This window comes from Mycolicibacterium aromaticivorans JS19b1 = JCM 16368 (assembly GCF_000559085.1).
GTDB classification, from domain to species: domain Bacteria; phylum Actinomycetota; class Actinomycetes; order Mycobacteriales; family Mycobacteriaceae; genus Mycobacterium; species Mycobacterium aromaticivorans.
The window spans coordinates 491,165-508,547 of record NZ_JALN02000001.1 but is presented as its reverse complement, the minus strand read 5'-3'; the positions used below and the strand labels follow the sequence as shown (position 1 = coordinate 508,547).

The following is a 17,383-nucleotide window of genomic DNA, read 5'->3' as shown; positions in this document are numbered from 1 at the left end:
CTATGAGGACTATTGGCGTGGATCTCGTGGTGGATTCTCGCCGCTATCCGGTAGGCGGCCGCCATCGACCATTGTAACGACAGTGTGGGCTGCTACCGCGCCGAGCGACGAAAAATCAGCGTGTGACGTCGGCCTGCGCCGCCATCGCGGCCCCGACGATGCCCGCCTCGTTCTGCAACTCGGCGGCGACCACCGGGGTCCGATTGTTCAGCAGCGGGATCCATTTGTCGGCCTTGCGGCTGATGCCGCCGCCGGCGATGAACAGGTCAGGCCACAGCGCATTCTCGATGCTGACCAGGACTTTCGTGACTTCCTGGCTCCACCGTTCGTAGCTCCAGTCCTTGCGTTCCTTGACCGAGGACGCCGCCCGGTGTTCGGCCTCCTTGCCGTCGACCTCGAGATGGCCGAACTCGGTGTTCGGCAGCAGCTGACCGCCGTGGATCACGGCCGACCCGATCCCGGTGCCGAAGGTCAGCAAGATGATCACGCCGTCCCTGTTGCGGCCGGCGCCGTGGTGCTGCTCCGCTATGCCCGCGGCGTCGGCGTCGTTGAGCACCACCACGTGCTGGCCGCCCAAGGCCGCGCCGATGACCTCGGAGGCGTTGGTGCCGATCCAGCCCTTGTCGACGTTGGCCGCGGTCTGCACGACGCCGTTGACGACGACCCCGGGGTAGGTGACGCCCAGCGGGCCGGTCCAGTCGAAGTGCTTGACCACCTCGGCGACCGTCGCGGCGACCGCTTCGGGGGTGGAGGGCTGCGGGGTCGGCAATTTGTAGCGGTCGCCGATCAGTTTGCCGGTGTCGAGATCGACGATGCCACCCTTGACCCCACTGCCACCGACGTCGACGCCGAAGCCGCGGTTCTGTCCGGGGGTGGTGGGGGATTCGGTCTCGGGCATGGGCTGCTCCTCGGCGACGCGGGCGGTCTGCGCGATGCACACACTAGTGGCTGCGCGCCCCTTTGTGTTCGGTGTCGGGACGTCTGTGCTGCGATGGTCGGGTGAGCAACGACGGCGGAGAAGTGTTACGGGCACTGGCGGAGCAGCTGGCCGCCGAAGCCGCCGAGTTCGTCCGTCGCCGGCGCGCGGAAGTCTTCGACGACGAGCAGGCTCAGGCCGCGAATGCGGTTCAGGCCGGGATAGTTCAGACGAAGAGCACGCCGACCGATCCGGTGACCATTGTGGACACCGAAACCGAACTCCTACTGCGTGATCGGATCAGCGCGCTGCGTCCCGGCGATGTGATTCTCGGGGAGGAGGGCGGTGGCCCGGCGGCGGGCACCGACGGTGCGGTGTGTTGGGTGCTCGACCCGATCGACGGCACGGTGAACTTCATGTACGGCATTCCGGCATACGGGATCTCGGTCGCCGCCCAGATCGACGGCGTGTCGGTCGCGGGCGCGGTGGCCGACGTGGTCAGCGGTGAGGTGTACTCGGCGGCCGCCGGAGGCGGCGCGCACGTGTCCCGCGGCGGGCAGCGCCGGGAACTGCGGGCCGCCCCGGTGACCGAGCTGTCGATGGCGTTGGTGGGCACCGGTTTCGGCTATGCCCCGCAGCGGCGCGCCGAGCAGTCCGCGTTGCTGGCGCGGTTGCTGCCGCTGGTGCGTGACGTCCGCCGGATCGGGTCGGCCTCGCTGGATCTGTGCATGGTCGCCGCGGGCCGTCTCGATGCTCACTATGAGCACGGCCTGCACGTGTGGGATTGGGCCGCGGGCGCGCTGATCGCCGCCGAGGCGGGCGCGGTGGTGGCGCTGCCGCAGCTCGACGAGGACGGCGCGTTACTGGTGGCGGCGGCGCCGGGGATCGCGGCTGCGCTCACCGACGCCCTGGCGGGTTTCGGGGGTCTGCAGCCGCTGACCTAGTCAGCAGGTGCCGTTGTGGATCTTGGTCAGCAAGGTCGAATCGGCCGGCTCGGTGGCGTCCGGGCGCAGACCGGCCAGGACTGCGTCGATGTCGTCGCTGTGCGCCAGCGTGGTGAAGTCGGTGCCGATGGCCAAGTCCACCGAGTCGTCCTTGCGGTCGTCCTGGAACAGCTCGACGCACGGTGCCACCAGCCAGACCGCGGCCGCACCGGCCCGGCCGCTGGCGCCGAAGCGGATCTGGCCCTGACAGGTCAGCCGGGTGTTGGTGTAGATGGGATCGTTGGCCGCGGTGGGCTGGGCGAAGCCGAGGTCACGTAGCGCGCCGGCGATCTCGCTGGCCTGGCCGCCCTGGCCGCTGGCGTTGAGCACCCGGATCTTGGTGTCGACGAGCTTGGCAGGTGCGACGTCGATCATCGACGAGTGCGACACCTGCTGGCCGAGGGTGGGGGCGCCGGGATCGGCGGCCGGCGGCGGCGGATTGCAGGCCGCCGCCTCCCGCACGTCGACGGGGCGGGTCAGCACGAATCCCCACACGATTGCGGTGATCACGAACATCACGCCCAGGGCGATGAGTCCGGGCAGGTAGTTGCGTCGACGGAACGGGCGACCGTGCTTGTCGAAGGCCGTACCCTCCGTGATTTGAGCGACCACGGATGCACTCTAGAGGCACCGGCTGGATACCGGCCCAACACGCCCGTCGATCAGAATGAATACATGTGACGTAAATCACATACGACGTAAGGGGCATCTGGGCACGAATCGTTTGGCGGATCCGTTCCACGCTGATACAAAGCCATGCTGAGGTTACGAGGGGACAAGAGATGGCTACCGACTACGACGCCCCGCGGCGCACCGAGACCGACGAGGTGTCCGAGGATTCGCTGGAGGAACTCAAGGCGCGCCGCAACGAGGCGCAGTCGGCCGTAGTAGACGTCGACGAGACGGATTCCGCGGAGAATTTCGAGCTGCCCGGCGCGGATCTGTCGGGTGAAGAGCTCTCGGTACGCGTTGTTCCCAAGCAGGCCGACGAATTCACCTGCTCGAGTTGCTTTCTGGTGCATCACCGCAGCCGGCTGGCCAGCGACAAGAACGGCGTGATGATCTGCACCGACTGCGCGGCGTAGTCAGCGGGACGATCAGCTCCGCAGCGCTGAGAGCACCCGGTCCGGATGGCGGGCGCTGACCAGCCAGTACGGCGTCGGATCGTCCGGATCGTCGAGCACCACCAGCACCAGCGGACCCACCCAGCCGCGATGCAGCACGAACGCTGCCGGATCGAGCTGACGGCCCAGCGCCGCCGACTTCGCCGTTCGCGGGATCTCGGCCGACCGGGATACCACCGACGTGGGCAGATGTGCCTGACCTGCCCACAATTCGACGTCATCGCCGTTGTCGCCGCCGGTCACGACCCGGACCTCGGTGCGGCTCATCCACAGCAGCACGCCCAGCGCGACGGCGCCGAGCACTGCATACGGCAGCCACACCGGCAGGGTGCGCACACCCATGGTGACTTCCTTGGCGATCAGTGCCGCCAATGCCAGACCGAGCGGCCACCACCACCACGGCACCCAGAGCCGCTCGCGGTACCGCAGGGTTTGCGAGGTCACACGCGAACCAGACACGCGGCCAAGGGTAGTCTTTCCCATCGTGCCGACTCCTCTCGCGGTGGTTCGCCTTGACCGCGATCTCCCAATGCCCAGCCGCGCCCACGACGGCGACGCGGGCGTGGATTTGTTCAGCGCCCGCGACGTCGACCTGGCGCCCGGTGAGCGCGCGCTGGTAGCCACCGGCATCGCCGTGGCCATTCCGCACGGCATGGTCGGACTGGTCCACCCGCGGTCCGGTTTGGCTGCGCGCGTTGGCCTTTCAATCGTCAACAGCCCCGGCACGATCGACGCCGGTTATCGCGGCGAAGTCAAGATCTCGTTGATCAACCTCGACCCCGCGACGCCGATCTCGATCCGGCGTGGCGACCGCATTGCCCAATTGCTGGTCCAGCGGGTCGAACTTCCAGAGCTGGTCGAGGTGGCCTCGTTCGACGAGGCCGGACTGGCTGACACCACCCGTGGCGAAGGCGGCCACGGATCCTCCGGCGGACATGCGAGTTTGTGATGGCATTCGGCAGACGTAAGAACGAATCAGACAGCGGCGCGGACCAGGCGGCAAAGGACGCAGTGGTCCAGGACCCCGTTGCCGACGACGCCGACGACGCCGATGACGTCGATGACGGTTATGACGGCGGCCCGTTCGACGTCGAGGACTTCGACAACCCGGCCGATGCCGCCGAAGCCCGCCTGGACCTCGGTTCGGTGCTGGTGCCGATGCCGTCGGCCGGCCAGATCCAGGTCGAGTTGAACGAGGTGGGCGTTCCCAGCGCGGTCTGGGTGGTCACGCCGCACGGCCGGTTCACGATCGCCGCCTACGCGGCGCCGAAGTCGCCCGGGCTGTGGCGTGAGGTGGCCAGCGAGCTGGCGGACTCGTTGCGCAAGGACAACGCACAGGTCTCCATCGAGGACGGTCCCTGGGGCCGCGAGGTGGTCGGTACTGGCGCCGGCGTGGTGCGCTTCATCGGCGTCGACGGCTATCGGTGGATGATCCGCTGCGTGGTCAACGGCGCTCCGGAGGCCATGGCCAACCTGGTTGCCGAGGCGCGGGAAGCCTTGAGTGACACCGTCGTTCGTCGCGGTGAAACGCCGCTGCCGGTCCGTACCCCGCTCCAGGTCCAGTTGCCCGAACCGATGCTCGAGCAGCTGCGTCAGGCCGCCGCCCAGCAGGCTCAAATGGCGGCGGCGCAGCAGGCCATCGTTCAGGAGCAGCAGGGCCAGGCCCAGCCGCCGACCGAGCGGCGCAGCGCATCCGGTTCGGCAATGCAGCAGCTGCGCAGCTCCAGCACCGGGGGCTGATCAGCCCTCGGCGTCGGTCAACGCCGCCAGACACGCCGAACCCAGAAGCTCCGGCTTCGGCCCGAAGTCGGCGAGGCTGACCGTCCGCAGTGCCGCTCGCGGCGCCGCCGCAACCCATTCCAGTGCCACCTCCAACGGATGGATCGGGTCGTCGGTCGCCCCCGCCACCCCCATCGGCACACTCAGCCGTCCCATCTCGGCGATGCTCGGCGCGACATACCGCGCCGCGGCCTCCATCGCGTCGGGCAGATCCGGCCACTGACCCAGCCAGCTTCGGGCCAGCTCGTCGGCCAGCCAACCCGGGCTGGACGCGCGCATCTGCGTGGTGGTCGCGACCAGTCCCTCGGTGCGCAGCTGATGCGCGGTGTGGCGGGCTGAGAGCGCGGCAGGAGCGGATTGGGCAGCGCCGCTCCAGGCCGGCAGGGCGGCCAGCACCGCGACCGCGTGTTGCGGGTGGGCCAGCGCCCACGCCAGTGTCACGGCCGCCCCGATCGACACCCCCCCGACGATGATCGGGGCGTTCCGGGCGGCATCGTCGAGCGCTTCGAGGTAGCCGTCGATCAGCCGGGCGGGCTGCGGAGCGGGCGTCGTGACCACGGCGCCGACGCCGTGCAGGGGGCCGGCGAACGCCCGGTACACGTAGTCGTCATCGCTTCCCGTGCCGGGCAGCAGCACCGCCGTGACACCGCGAAAAGTGATCGTCATCTCATGATCGTGCCCTGTGACGTATTAGCAACGCCCGCCGCGGGTATGCCACGTGGCATCGCGGCACCAAGAGGTCTACCGTTGCGTTGGCATTGTGATCCGCTGGAGTATCAGGAGAGGCCATGGCTACGGCCGAAAGTTTCGTCCGACGTCTCACTCGTCGGTTGACGGAAGACCCTGAGCAGCGCGACGTCGAGGAACTCACCGACGAAGCCGCCGGAACCGGCGCCCAGCGAGCAATCGATTGCCAGCGCGGCCAAGAGGTCACCATGGTGGGCACCTTGCGCAGTGTCGAGACCAACGCCAAGGGGTGCGCAGGTGGTGTGCGCGCCGAGCTGTTCGACGGAACCGACACCGTCACGCTGGTCTGGCTGGGACAGCGCCGTATCGCCGGCATCGAGTCGGGTCGTGCCCTGCGAGTGCGCGGCCGGCTCGGCACCCTCGAGAACGGCACGAAGGCCATCTACAACCCGCACTACGAGATCCAGACTTGAGCCGTCCCGTCGAAGACAGCGATCGCAGTCAGGACGCCGCCGCCGACACCCCAGCGGTGACCCCCGAGGAGAAGACGCCCGCGCAGGAGCTGCTGGCCCAGATGGGCGGCATCAGCGGCCTGATCTACTCGGCGCTGCCGGTGGCGGTCCTGGTCCCGGTGAACACCGCCTTCGGCTTGGTGCCCGCGATCAGTGCCGCGCTCGGCGTCGCCGCCCTGATCCTGGTGTGGCGGCTCTACCGCCGCGATTCGGTGCAGCCCGCCATCTCGGGGTTCATCGGCGTGGGGATAAGCGCGCTGATCGCGTGGCTCGTCGGCGCGTCGAAGGGCTACTTCCTGCTTGGCATCTGGACGTCGCTGATCTGGGCGGCGGTGTTCGCACTCTCGGTCGTCATTCGCAGGCCGATCGTCGGATACGTCTGGAGCTGGGTCAGCAACAAGGACCGTGCGTGGCGCGGAAGCCGGCGCGCGGTGTTCGCCTTCGACATCGCGACGCTGACCTGGGTGCTGGTGTTCGCCTCCCGGTTCGCGGTGCAGCGTCACCTCTACGACGCCGATCAGACCGGCTGGCTCGGAGTGGCCCGGATCGCGATGGGCTGGCCGCTGACCGCGGTGGCCGCGCTGGTGACCTACCTGGCGATCCGCGAGGCGCAACGCGCCGTTCACGCTGCCCACGCACGTAGCCACGACGGCGACGTCGCGCCCGCCGAAGACTGACAGTGGTTGCGCGCGACGACCGTCTGCTCGTCGCGGTCGCGGTACTGGCGTCCTTCGTCGCATTTCTCGACGGTTCGGTGGTCAATCCGGCTCTGCCTGCCATCAGCGCCGAACTCGGCGGCGGCCTGGTCATCCAGCAGTGGGTCGTCGACGGATACCTGCTCACGCTCGGCGCGCTGATTCTGCTCGCCGGTGCGATCTCCGACACCTTCGGGCGGCTGACGGTTCTGCGTGCCGGGCTGGTGGTGTTCGGCGTCGCCTCACTGCTGTGCGCGGCAGCACCCAGTGGACTGGTGCTGGTCGCCGGCCGCTGCTTCCAGGGACTGGGTGCGGCTTTTCTGGTCCCCAGCTCACTGGCGATGCTCAACGCCCGGTTCACCGGCGCCGAGCAGTCCCGCGCGATCGGCGTCTGGACGGCCTGGACCGGCACCGCATTCGTCATCGGGCCGCTGCTGGGCGGTGTGCTCGTCGAAACCCTGGGCTGGCGGTGGGTGTTCGCCGTCAACGTTGTCCCGCTGGCGGTCACGCTGACCCTCACCGGCAAGCTGACCGATCAGACACCCCGGACGGGTGCGCGTATCGACGCCGTCGGCGCCGTCCTCACCGCGGTCGGGTTGAGCGCCACGGTCTTCGCGATGATCGAGCAGCAGCGGTTGGGCTGGCACGATCCGGCCGTCGTCACCGCGCTGATCGTCGGGCCCGCCAGTCTGATCGCATTCGGCTGGTGGGAACGCCGCGCGCGCCACCCGATGCTGCCGCCCGCGGTCTTCTCGGCGCGCAACTTCACGGTCGGCAACCTCGCCACGGTGTTCCTCTACGCGGGCATCTCGCTGGGCCAGCTGCTGGTGGCGTTGTTCCTTCAGGAGGTCCGGGGACTGTCGCCCGCGCAGGCCGGCCTGGCGACACTGCCGGTGCCCGTCCTCTCGTTCATGTTGGCGGCCCGGTTCGGTGAGCTCGCGGGCCGCTACGGACCGCGCCGCTTCATGGCGGCCGGACCGGTGATCGCCGCGGCAGGATTCGGATGGATGGCGATGGGCGCAGGCAACGTGTGGCTGCAGACGCTGCCGGGTATGGCGCTGTTCGGGGTGGGGCTCTCGGTTGCCGTGTCCCCGTTGACCGCTGCGGTGCTGGCCGCCGTCCCGACGTCGCAAAGCGGCATCGGCTCGGCGATCAACAACGCGGTCGCCCGGGTGGCGGGTCTGATCGCGATCGCGTTCACGGCGGTCATCGTCGGGGGCGCAATGACTTTCGACGGTTTTCGGCAGGGCGTGGTGACCGCAGCGGTGCTGCTCGTGATAGCGGGCATCGTCTCGGCGGTGGGCATCCGCGACGACGTGTCTGCGCTGTCCGCCGGGTCGTCGGCCGCCGCCGCGGCGTGCCACGACCGGGACGGGCCGCGCCCGGCGCCGGTGTACCGGGACTAGCCGGTCGAGGCCGACAGCACGGTCTTGCGCAGTTCGTCTTCCACTTCCGGGGCAGCCACGAACAGCAGCTCGTCGCCACCCTCCAGCGGCTCGTCTGCCTCCGGCACGATCACCCGCGGCCCGCGCAGGATCGTCACCAGCGTGGCGTCTCGCGGCAGGATCAGCTTGCGGACCGGCCGCCCACCCCACGGGGTGTCGTCGGGCAGGGTGATCTCGACGAGGTTGGCGTGGCCCTGGCGGAACTGCATGAGCCGCACCAGGTCGCCGACCGCGACGGCCTCCTCCACCAGCGAGGCCAGCATCCGCGGCGTCGACACCGCCACGTCGACGCCCCACGAGTTGTCGAAAAGCCACTCGTTGCGCGGATCGTTGACCCGGGCCACGACGCGGGAGACCGCGAACTCCGTCTTGGCCAGCAAGGACAGCACTACGTTCGCCTTGTCGTCACCGGTGGCGGCGACGACGACGTCGAACTCCTGCAGGTGCACCGACTCCAGCAGGCTGATCTCGCAGGCGTCGCCCAGGCGCCAGTGTGCGGCCGGGATGGCGTCGACGTCGAGATGCTCGGCATTGCGCTCGATGAGCGTCACGTCGTGCTCGCTCTCGAGCAGTTCGCGGGCAATCGACCGTCCGACGGCGCCCGCCCCGGCGATCGCCACTTTGAGCCGTTTGTCGCCCATCAGTGCCCCTCTCCGACGTCAGGGCCGGGTGGCAGCGCGGCGATGGCCAGCGCTTCGGCGGCGCGCCCGGACACCGCCGCGATGTACACCTGGTCGCCTGCCTGCAGCACGGTCTTGGGCTCGGGCAGGATGCCGGTACCGAACCGCACCACGAACGCGACTCGGGCGCCGGTTGCCTCCTCCAGCGAGGTCAGTCGGTGACCCACCCAGCCCTCGTGCAGCACCACTTCGGCGACGGCCATCGTGCCGGTCGGATCACGCCATTTGGTGGTCTCGGTGTCGCGCACCAGCGCGCCCAGCAGCCGGTCGGTGGTCCACGGCACAGTGGCCACCGTCGGGATGCCGAGGCGTTCGTAGACCGCAGCGCGCTTGGCGTCGTAGATCCGCGCGACGACGCGCTGCACACCGAACGTCTCGCGGGCGACCCGCGCCGAGATGATGTTGGAGTTGTCCCCGGAGGACACCGCGGCGAACGCATCGGCGTTCTGGATTCCCGAGCGCAGCAGAACTTCTCGGTCGAATCCCATGCCCAGCACCCGCTCGCCGGAGAAGTCGGGGGACAGCCGGTGGAAGGCCGTCGGGTCCCGGTCGATGATCGCCACCTCATGGCCGATCCGGGACAGCGCGTCGGCCAGCGAGGCGCCGACGCGGCCGCATCCCATCACCACTACCCGCACCTGGTGTCCTCTCGACTTTGCCGTGCGCCGACCCGACCGTATGGGGAACGCTACAGCCAAATCGCCGAAGGCCTACTCTTGGCACTCGTGTCTAAGCTTTCGACCGCCGCACGTCGGCTGGTCCTGGGGCAGCCGTTCCGCAGCGACAAGCTGAGTCACACGCTGCTGCCCAAGCGCATTGCCTTGCCGGTGTTCGCCTCCGACGCCATGTCATCGGTGGCCTACGCACCCGAGGAAATCTTCCTGGTGCTCTCGGTGGCGGGCCTGTCCGCCTACGCGATGGCGCCGTGGATCGGGCTGGCTGTCGCGCTGGTGATGCTCGTGGTGGTCGCCTCCTACCGGCAGAACGTGCACGCCTACCCGTCCGGCGGCGGCGACTACGAGGTGGTGACCACCAACCTCGGACCGACCGCGGGCCTGACCGTGGCCAGCGCCCTGCTGGTCGACTACGTGCTGACCGTCGCGGTGTCGATGGCCTCGGCGATGTCGAACATCGGGTCGGCAATCCCGTTCGTCGATACCCACAAGGTGTGGTTCGCGGTGGCGGCCATCGTGCTTCTCGCGTCGATCAACCTGCGCGGGATTCGCGAATCCGGCACCGCATTCGCGATTCCCACCTACGCGTTCATGTTCGGCATGTACATCATGCTCGGCTGGGGCCTGTTCCAGATCTACGTGCTCGACATCCCGCTGCGCGCCGAGTCGGCCGGCTTCGAGGTGCACAACGAGCACGGCAAGGTACTCGGCTTCGCCCTGGTGTTCCTGGTTGCGCGCGCGTTCTCCTCCGGCTGCGCCGCGCTGACCGGTGTCGAGGCGATCAGCAACGGTGTGCCCGCATTCCGGAAGCCCAAGTCGCGCAATGCAGCCACCACACTGGCGATGCTCGGCCTGATCGCCATCTCGCTGTTCATGGGCATCATCCTGCTGGCCAAGGCGACCGGGGTGAAGGTGGCTGATGATCCCGCGACCCAGCTGGTCGGCGCGCCGCACAACTATCAGCAGAAGACCCTGGTCGCCCAGCTGGCCGACGCGGTGTTCCACGACTTCCCGATCGGCCTGTTCCTGATCACCGGTGTCACCGCCCTGATCCTGGTGCTGGCGGCCAACACCGCCTTCAACGGGTTCCCGGTGCTGGGTTCGATCCTGGCTCAGGATCGTTACCTGCCCCGCCAGCTGCACACCCGCGGGGACCGGCTGGCGTTCTCTAACGGCATCGTGTTCCTGGCGTTGGCCGCGATCGCTTTCGTGGTGGCTTTCCGGGCCGAGGTGACCGCGCTCATCCAGCTCTACATCGTCGGCGTGTTCGTGTCGTTCACGCTCAGCCAGATCGGCATGGTCCGGCACTGGACGCGCCACTTGCGCACCGAAACCGATCCGCGCGTCCGTAGGCACATGATGCGCTCGCGGGTGATCAACACGATCGGCTTCCTCGCCACCGGCGCCGTGCTGATCGTGGTTCTGGTCACCAAGTTCGTCGCCGGCGCATGGATCGCAATCCTGGCCATGTCAAGCCTTTTCATTCTGATGAAGGCGATCCACAAGCATTACGACACCGTGGCCCGCGAGCTTGCCGAGCAGGAAGCCGAGCAGGGCGACGTGGTGCTGCCCAGCCGTAACCACGCGGTCGTGCTGGTCTCCAAGCTGCACATGCCGACGTTGCGCGCACTGTCTTATGCCAGGGCCACCCGGCCCGATGTGCTCGAAGCCATCACCGTCAACGTCGACGACTCCGAGACCCGCCAGCTGGTCCACAAGTGGGAAGACAGCGACATCACCGTCCCGCTGAAAGTCGTTGCCTCCCCGTATCGAGAGGTCACCCGTCCGGTACTCGACTACGTCAAGCGGATCAGCAAGGAAGCGCCGCGCACGGTGGTGACGGTCTTCATCCCGGAGTATGTGGTCGGCCACTGGTGGGAGCAGGTGCTGCACAATCAGAGCGCGTTGCGACTCAAGGGCCGACTGCTGTTCATGCCGAACGTGATGGTGACTTCGGTTCCGTGGCAACTCAATTCGTCGGAGCGCGTGCACGAGTTGCAGTCGCAGAACGCTCCGGGCGACGTACGACGGGGCTTCTTGGAGTGAATCGATAGTGAGTCAGGGGGATACGGTCGAGCTGGAACTGACCACCGGCGCGGCCGCCAACGGGGGTAGCTGCGTGGCACGCCACGACGGCCGGGTGGTGTTCGTGCGATACGCCCTGCCCGGTGAGGTGGTGCGGGCCCGGGTGACCGGCGACCGCGGATCGTATTGGCACGCAGAGGCAATCGAGGTTCTCCAGCCGTCACCGGACCGGGTGGCGTCACAGTGCCGGATCGCCGGCGTCGGCGGGGCCGGCTGCTGCGATCTGGCATTCGCCACGCCGGAGGCGGCCCGGGTGCTCAAGGGGCAGGTGGTGGCCAATCAGCTGGCCCGGCTCGGTGATTTCCATTGGGACGGGGTTGCCGAACCGCTCGGTGACGGCGTCGCGCGTGGCTGGCGCACCCGGGTGCGGCTGGACACCACCGATGCGGGCCTGGTGGGGTTCCACCGTTATCACAGTTCGGAACTCGTCACCGATCTGGAGTGCGCGCAGCTGCCGCCCGGCATGCTCGACGGGCTTGCGGATGTGACGTGGGCGCCGGGGGCCCATGTGCACGTGGCCGTCGACGACGACGGGGACCGCCACGTCGTGCAGTCCGGGCCGCGGTCGGGCCGCAAGGTCTCGACCCGGGTGATCGAGGGCAATTACGAAGCGGTGCAACGGGTCGGCGACCGGGTCTGGCGAATACCGGTGACGGCGTTCTGGCAGGCGCACCGCGACGCTGCCCGGGTGTACAGCGGCCTGATCGGTCAGTGGGCGCAGCTGGACACCGGGATGACGGCGTGGGATCTGTACGGCGGCTCGGGCGTTTTCGCGGCCGCGCTCGCCGAAGGCGTCGGCGAATCCGGGCAGGTGGTGACCGTCGACACGTCGCGTGGCTCGTCGCGGGCGGCGCACGCGGCGTTGGCCGACCTCACCTGCGTCTCGGTGGTCACCGACTCGGTCCGGCGGGCGCTGAGCGCACAGCCACGTCGCGCAGACGTCGCGGTGCTGGATCCGCCGCGAGCCGGTGCCGGCCGGGAGGTCATCGAACAGCTGGCGACCGCCGAAGTCCCGCGGGTGATCCACATCGGTTGTGAGGCAGCATCATTCGCCCGTGACATCGGGCTCTACCGCAAGCAGGGCTACGACGTCGAGCAGTTGCGGGTGTTCGACTCGTTCCCGCTCACCCATCACGTCGAGTGCGTCGCGATACTCACTCGCTGACGACTGGCGGCTAGACTGCTGCGCAGGTGTGCCGGGAAGTCTGGTCGGCGTGAGCTTTTCCATGCCCGTCGATGTCTGAGGAGACTGGTGGCCGACCGCAAGCCGTATCTCGCCCGCGCGCTGTTCGCCCGGGGATCGTGGTCGGAGACATCGCGGGTCAGCACGATCCTGCGCAGGGAGACCGTCGGCGGCGCGCTGCTGCTGGCGGCTGCGGCAATCGCCCTGATCTGGGCGAACTCACCGTGGTCGGCGGCCTACCACCGGCTGGGCGAATTCCACGTCGGCACCGACCGGCTGGGCCTGCACCTTGATCTGACGCTGGGCGGTTGGGCGGCCGACGGGCTGTTGGCGATCTTCTTCTTCGTCGTCGGGCTCGAACTCAAGCGCGAATTCGTCGCAGGCGATCTGCGTGATCCCGGTCGCGCCGCGTTGCCGATCGCCGCCGCGGTGGGCGGCATGGTGGTGCCGGCAGTGATCTTCGTCTCCTTCACGTTCGGTGAAGGAGGCGGCGCGGCGCGGGGGTGGGCCATCCCGACGGCGACCGACATCGCGTTCGCGGTCGCGGTGCTTGCCGTGCTGTCCACCCACCTGCCGGGGGCGCTGCGCACGTTCCTGCTCACGCTCGCCGTCGTCGACGACCTGCTGGCGATCACGGTGATCGCGGTGTTCTACACCGAGAAGATCAATCTCACCGCGTTGCTGGTCGCCCTGATCCCGTTGGCGCTGTTCACAGTGCTGGTACAACGCCGGATCCGGTCATGGTGGCTGCTGATCCCATTGGCCGCGCTCACCTGGGCGTTTGTTCACGAGTCCGGGGTGCACGCGACGGTTGCGGGGGTGCTGCTCGGTTTCGCGGTGCCGGTCCTGCGTAGCGAAGCGGCCGGCGGTCCGGAGGCCGGCCCCGGGCTCGCCGAGCATTTCGAGCACCGGATACGCCCGGTGTCGGCGGGGTTCGCGGTGCCGGTGTTCGCGTTCTTCGCCGCCGGTGTCACGTTCGGCGGCTATGACGGTTTGATAACGGCGCTGTCCGATCCGATCGCGATGGGCATCGTCGCCGCGCTGGTGGTCGGCAAGACGGTCGGGGTGTTCGGGACCACGTGGGTGCTGGCCGCGGTGACTCGCGCCCGGCTCGACTCGGCTTTGCGCTGGGTCGACGTGTTCGGCATGTCGATGCTGGCCGGGATCGGGTTCACGGTGTCGCTGCTGATCGGCGAATTGGCTTACGATCCGGGTTCCGAACGCCAGGATGTGGTCAAGGTCGCAGTGCTGTCAGGAAGTTTGCTGGCCGCTCTGCTCGCTTCGGTCGTGCTCCGCCTGCGCAACCGGCACTACCGGCTGGTGTGGGAGCTGGAGAACCGCGATCTCGACCACGACGGTGTGCCCGACATCTACGAGTCTGGACAGGACTGATCTCTACGACGGTGCGTAGACTGGCCAAATGCTCGAACAGGTTCGCGGCCCCGCAGATCTGCAACACCTGTCCCAGGCGCAGCTGACCGATCTGGCTGCCGAGATTCGCCAGTTCTTGATCCACAAGGTCGCTGCCACGGGCGGACACCTCGGGCCCAACCTCGGTGTCGTCGAGCTGACGCTGGCACTGCACCGGGTCTTCGACTCTCCGCACGATCCGATCCTCTTCGACACCGGCCATCAGGCCTACGTGCACAAGATGCTCACCGGCCGTGCCGCCGAGTTCGACACGCTGCGCAAGAAGGACGGCCTGTCGGGTTATCCCGCGCGGGCCGAGAGCGAGCACGACTGGGTGGAATCCAGCCATGCCTCGGCCGCCCTGTCCTACGCCGACGGCCTCGCCAAGGCCTTCGAGCTGACCGGACATCGCAACCGGCACGTGGTGGCCGTGGTGGGCGATGGCGCGCTGACCGGCGGCATGTGCTGGGAAGCCCTGAACAACATCGCCGCCGCAAAGCGGCCGGTGATCATCGTCGTCAACGACAACGGACGGTCGTATGCGCCTACCATCGGCGGGCTGGCCGACCATCTCGCCGGGCTGCGGCTGCAGCCGGGCTATGAGCGGGTACTGGAACGCGGCCGGGTCGCCGTACGTGGCATGCCCATCATCGGCGAGGCCTGCTACCAGGCCATGCACAGCGTGAAGGCCGGCATCAAGGACGCGTTGTCCCCGCAGGTGCTGTTCACCGACCTCGGTCTGAAGTACGTCGGCCCGATCGACGGCCACGACGAGCATGCGGTGGAGACCGCGCTGCGCCACGCCCGCGGCTTCAAGGCCCCGGTGATCGTGCACGTCGTCACCCGCAAGGGGATGGGGTACGCACCGGCGGAGAACGACGAGGCCGAGCAGATGCACTCCTGCGGAGTCATCGACCCCGACACCGGGCTGGCCACGAAGTCCGCCGCGCCCGGTTGGACGTCGGTGTTCTCCGATGCGCTGATCTCGTATGCCGCCAAGCGCCGCGACATCGTGGCGATCACCGCGGCGATGCCCGGCCCGACCGGACTGTCGGCGTTCGGTGAGCGCTTTCCGGACCGGCTGTTCGACGTCGGCATCGCCGAGCAGCACGCGATGACCTCGGCGGCCGGGCTTGCAATGGGCGGTCTGCATCCGGTGGTGGCGATCTATTCGACGTTCCTCAACCGCGCGTTCGACCAGATGATGATGGACGTCGCGCTGCACAAGCTCCCGGTCACGATCGTGCTGGACCGCGCCGGGATCACCGGCAATGACGGCGCCAGCCACAACGGCATGTGGGATCTGTCGATCCTGGGCATCGTTCCGGGGATGCGGGTGGCCGCGCCGCGCGACGGCGCCCGCCTGCGGGAAGAACTCGGCGAGGCACTCGAGGTCGACAACGGCCCGACCGCCATCCGATTCCCCAAAGGTGAAGTGGGCGAAGACATTCCGGCACTCGAGCGGGTGTCAGGTATGGACCTTCTGGCTCGCCCGGCCGACGGCCTGAGTCAGGACGTCCTGCTCGTGGCGGTCGGTTCGTTCGCGTCGATGGCGCTGAAAGTGGCTCAGCGACTGCGCAATCAGGGCATCGGGGTGACGGTGGTCGACCCGCGCTGGGTGCTCCCGGTGCCGGACGGGATCGCTCCGCTCGCCACTTCGCACAAGCTGGTGGTGACGATGGAGGACAGCGGTGTGCACGGTGGCATCGGCTCCACGGTGTCGGCTACCCTGCGGGCCGCGGGCATCGACGTGCCATGCCGCGATCTCGGTGTGCCGCAACAGTTCATCGACCACGCCGGCCGCGGTGAGGTGCTCGAGGAGATGGGCCTGACGGAGCAGAACATCGCCCGTCAGGTGACCGGCTGGGTCGCCGCACTCGGAACGCTCGACGACACGGTCAGCGATTCTGCCGAAAAAACGAACTGACTCACGCCTCTTCGGCGGCAGCGGAACTCAGCGCCTCGGCGAGCACCGGGACCACGAGAGAGCGCTGCCACTGCCTGGCCCCGCCTTCGCGCAAGACGGTATCGATGGCCGCGCTCACGTCGCCGGCGTCCTGCCAATCCCAGCACAGTCTCCGGACGAGCTCCGGGGACACCAGATTCTCGGTGGGGACCCGGACCCGTTCGGACAACTCGGACAGGCGCGCCCGAGCGGCGTCGAGCCGGGCGGCGGCCTCCGGTTTGCGTTTGGCCCAGCGCACCGCCGGTGGCGGCCCGTTCTGCGGTTCAGCGCTGTCCGGCGGGTCGGGGTTGGTGCGGGCGGACTCCAGCGCCGCGAGCCAGATGTGGGCACTGCGGCGTTGTTTGTGGCCGCCGAAGATCGGCAGTTTGGTCAGTTCCTCGACGGTCTTGGGGTCGGCGACGGCGGCGGCGATGATCGCCGAGTCCGGCAGGATCCGGCCCGGAGCGATGTCGCGGCGGCGGGCGATCTGATCGCGCACCGTCCACAATTCGCGCACCGCTGCCAGGGCCTGGCGGTTGCGGACCTTGTGCAGACCTGAGGTGCGCCGCCACCGGTCACGTCGGGTCGGGGTGGGCTCGGAGCGTCGAAGGTGCTCGAATTCTTCTGCAGCCCAAGCGGATTTGTCTTGCTCGGTGAGCACCTCGTCGATCGCGTCGCGCAGGTCGATCAGCACTTCGACGTCCAGCGCGGCGTAGTTCAGCCAGTCGTCGGGCAGCGGACGTTTGGACCAGTCCGCCGCGCCGTGCCCCTTGGCGAGCCCCAGCCCGAGCAGGCGTTGCACCATCGCCGCCAGGTTGACCCGCTCGAAACCGGCCAGCCGGCCCGCCAACTCGGTGTCGTAGAGCGCGGGCGGGTGCATCCCCACCTCGGCCAGGCAGGGCAGGTCCTGATCGGCCGCGTGCAGGATCCATTCGTCGTCGGCCAGCACCTCGGCCACCGGCTGCAGCACATCGATCGGACTGCTGCCGTGGTTGACCGGGTCGATCAGAACGGTGCCTGCGCCGGTGCGGCGAATCTGGATCAGATAGGCGCGGTTGGAGTACCGGAAACCCGACGCGCGTTCGGCGTCGACGGCGAACGGCCCGGTGCCCTTCGCCAGCTGGTCGGCGGCCCGGGCGATCTCGTCGGCGCTGACCGAGAGCGGCGGCACACCCTCGGAGGGGCTGAGCAGGGGCGTCGCCTCGGGGGCGTCCTCGGCTGCGGCATCGGCCGCCGCGGTCGCGGCGTCATCGTCTGGTGTCATG

At 68.6% G+C, this 17,383-nt stretch carries 18 protein-coding genes; 11 read left to right on the top strand and 7 right to left on the bottom strand.

The genetic code is table 11. From position 1 onward, the window contains the following. Positions 1-115: 115 nt before the first annotated feature. Entirely contained in the window at positions 116-898 is a 783-nt protein-coding gene (gene ppgK / locus Y900_RS02430) for a polyphosphate--glucose phosphotransferase (protein WP_036345638.1), read from the bottom strand. A 101-nt stretch (positions 899-999) separates the two neighbouring features. Here ppgK and Y900_RS02425 point away from each other — a divergent pair, with 101 nt between their 5' ends. After that, entirely contained in the window at positions 1,000-1,860 is an 861-nt protein-coding gene (locus Y900_RS02425) for an inositol monophosphatase family protein (protein WP_036338570.1), read from the top strand. Here the strand turns inward: Y900_RS02425 and cei are convergent, their stop codons facing one another. Continuing rightward, complete coding sequence (cei, locus tag Y900_RS02420) at positions 1,861-2,511, bottom strand: envelope integrity protein Cei (protein ID WP_036338567.1); 651 nt, start codon at positions 2,509-2,511, stop codon at positions 1,861-1,863. Between the two features lie 170 nt (positions 2,512-2,681). On the opposite strand from cei, the gene Y900_RS02415 reads away from it, so the two are divergent. Further along, on the top strand, positions 2,682-2,984 hold the full coding sequence (locus Y900_RS02415) for a DUF4193 domain-containing protein (protein WP_005145714.1): 303 nt from the start codon (positions 2,682-2,684) through the stop codon (positions 2,982-2,984). A gap of 12 nt (positions 2,985-2,996) precedes the next feature. Here the strand turns inward: Y900_RS02415 and Y900_RS02410 are convergent, their stop codons facing one another. Beyond that, a complete protein-coding gene (locus Y900_RS02410; protein ID WP_036338558.1) occupies positions 2,997-3,482 on the bottom strand; it encodes a DUF3093 domain-containing protein in 486 nt (161 codons plus the stop codon). Positions 3,483-3,507: 25 nt separating this feature from the next. Between Y900_RS02410 and dut the strand changes: the two genes are divergently transcribed. Beyond that, positions 3,508-3,972 carry a dUTP diphosphatase gene (gene dut, locus Y900_RS02405; RefSeq protein WP_036338555.1) on the top strand — a complete coding sequence of 155 codons (465 nt, stop codon included), beginning with the start codon at positions 3,508-3,510 and terminating at the stop codon, positions 3,970-3,972. Continuing rightward, on the top strand, positions 3,972-4,763 hold the full coding sequence (locus tag Y900_RS02400; protein WP_109751003.1) for a DUF3710 domain-containing protein: 792 nt from the start codon (positions 3,972-3,974) through the stop codon (positions 4,761-4,763). Before dut ends, Y900_RS02400 begins: the two co-directional genes overlap by 1 nt. On the opposite strand, the gene Y900_RS02395 is transcribed toward Y900_RS02400, so the two are convergent. Beyond that, positions 4,764-5,468, bottom strand: coding sequence for an alpha/beta fold hydrolase (locus Y900_RS02395; protein ID WP_036338550.1), 705 nt, complete (start codon positions 5,466-5,468; stop codon positions 4,764-4,766). It abuts the gene before it with no gap. A 122-nt stretch (positions 5,469-5,590) separates the two neighbouring features. On the opposite strand from Y900_RS02395, the gene Y900_RS02390 reads away from it, so the two are divergent. Genes Y900_RS02390 through Y900_RS02380 form a run of 3 tightly spaced genes read left to right on the top strand, consistent with a single transcriptional unit; the run spans position 5,591 to position 8,102 of the window. Beyond that, positions 5,591-5,962, top strand: a complete 372-nt coding sequence (locus Y900_RS02390; protein ID WP_036338547.1) for an OB-fold nucleic acid binding domain-containing protein — start codon at positions 5,591-5,593, stop codon at positions 5,960-5,962. Next, positions 5,959-6,678 (top strand): DUF3159 domain-containing protein, encoded by a 720-nt coding sequence (locus Y900_RS02385; RefSeq protein ID WP_420329731.1) that lies wholly within the window; start codon positions 5,959-5,961, stop codon positions 6,676-6,678. The genes Y900_RS02390 and Y900_RS02385 overlap by 4 nt, the downstream gene beginning before the upstream one ends. A gap of 2 nt (positions 6,679-6,680) precedes the next feature. Further along, complete coding sequence (locus Y900_RS02380) at positions 6,681-8,102, top strand: MFS transporter (protein WP_109751002.1); 1,422 nt, start codon at positions 6,681-6,683, stop codon at positions 8,100-8,102. On the opposite strand, the gene Y900_RS02375 is transcribed toward Y900_RS02380, so the two are convergent. Both Y900_RS02375 and Y900_RS02370 read right to left on the bottom strand, forming a co-directional pair. Continuing rightward, a complete protein-coding gene (locus Y900_RS02375) occupies positions 8,099-8,782 on the bottom strand; it encodes a potassium channel family protein (protein WP_036338541.1) in 684 nt (227 codons plus the stop codon). The two genes, Y900_RS02380 and Y900_RS02375, sit on opposite strands and share 4 nt — an antisense overlap. Beyond that, on the bottom strand, positions 8,782-9,459 hold the full coding sequence (locus Y900_RS02370; protein WP_081844962.1) for a potassium channel family protein: 678 nt from the start codon (positions 9,457-9,459) through the stop codon (positions 8,782-8,784). Before Y900_RS02370 ends, Y900_RS02375 begins: the two co-directional genes overlap by 1 nt. Before the next feature lie 78 nt (positions 9,460-9,537). Between Y900_RS02370 and Y900_RS02365 the strand changes: the two genes are divergently transcribed. The 4 genes from Y900_RS02365 to dxs all read left to right on the top strand — a co-directional run bounded on the left by Y900_RS02365 (position 9,538) and on the right by dxs (position 16,100). After that, entirely contained in the window at positions 9,538-11,541 is a 2,004-nt protein-coding gene (locus Y900_RS02365; protein ID WP_192827466.1) for an APC family permease, read from the top strand. Between the two features lie 7 nt (positions 11,542-11,548). Further along, positions 11,549-12,745, top strand: coding sequence for a class I SAM-dependent RNA methyltransferase (locus tag Y900_RS02360; RefSeq protein WP_036338534.1), 1,197 nt, complete (start codon positions 11,549-11,551; stop codon positions 12,743-12,745). A gap of 84 nt (positions 12,746-12,829) precedes the next feature. After that, positions 12,830-14,155, top strand: coding sequence for a Na+/H+ antiporter NhaA (nhaA, locus tag Y900_RS02355; RefSeq protein ID WP_036338532.1), 1,326 nt, complete (start codon positions 12,830-12,832; stop codon positions 14,153-14,155). A gap of 28 nt (positions 14,156-14,183) precedes the next feature. Then, positions 14,184-16,100, top strand: coding sequence for a 1-deoxy-D-xylulose-5-phosphate synthase (gene dxs / locus Y900_RS02350; RefSeq protein WP_036338528.1), 1,917 nt, complete (start codon positions 14,184-14,186; stop codon positions 16,098-16,100). A gap of 1 nt (position 16,101) precedes the next feature. On the opposite strand, the gene Y900_RS02345 is transcribed toward dxs, so the two are convergent. Next, positions 16,102-17,382: a ribonuclease D gene (locus Y900_RS02345; RefSeq protein ID WP_036338525.1), complete on the bottom strand. Its 1,281-nt coding sequence runs from the start codon at positions 17,380-17,382 to the stop codon at positions 16,102-16,104. Position 17,383: the final 1 nt, after the last annotated feature.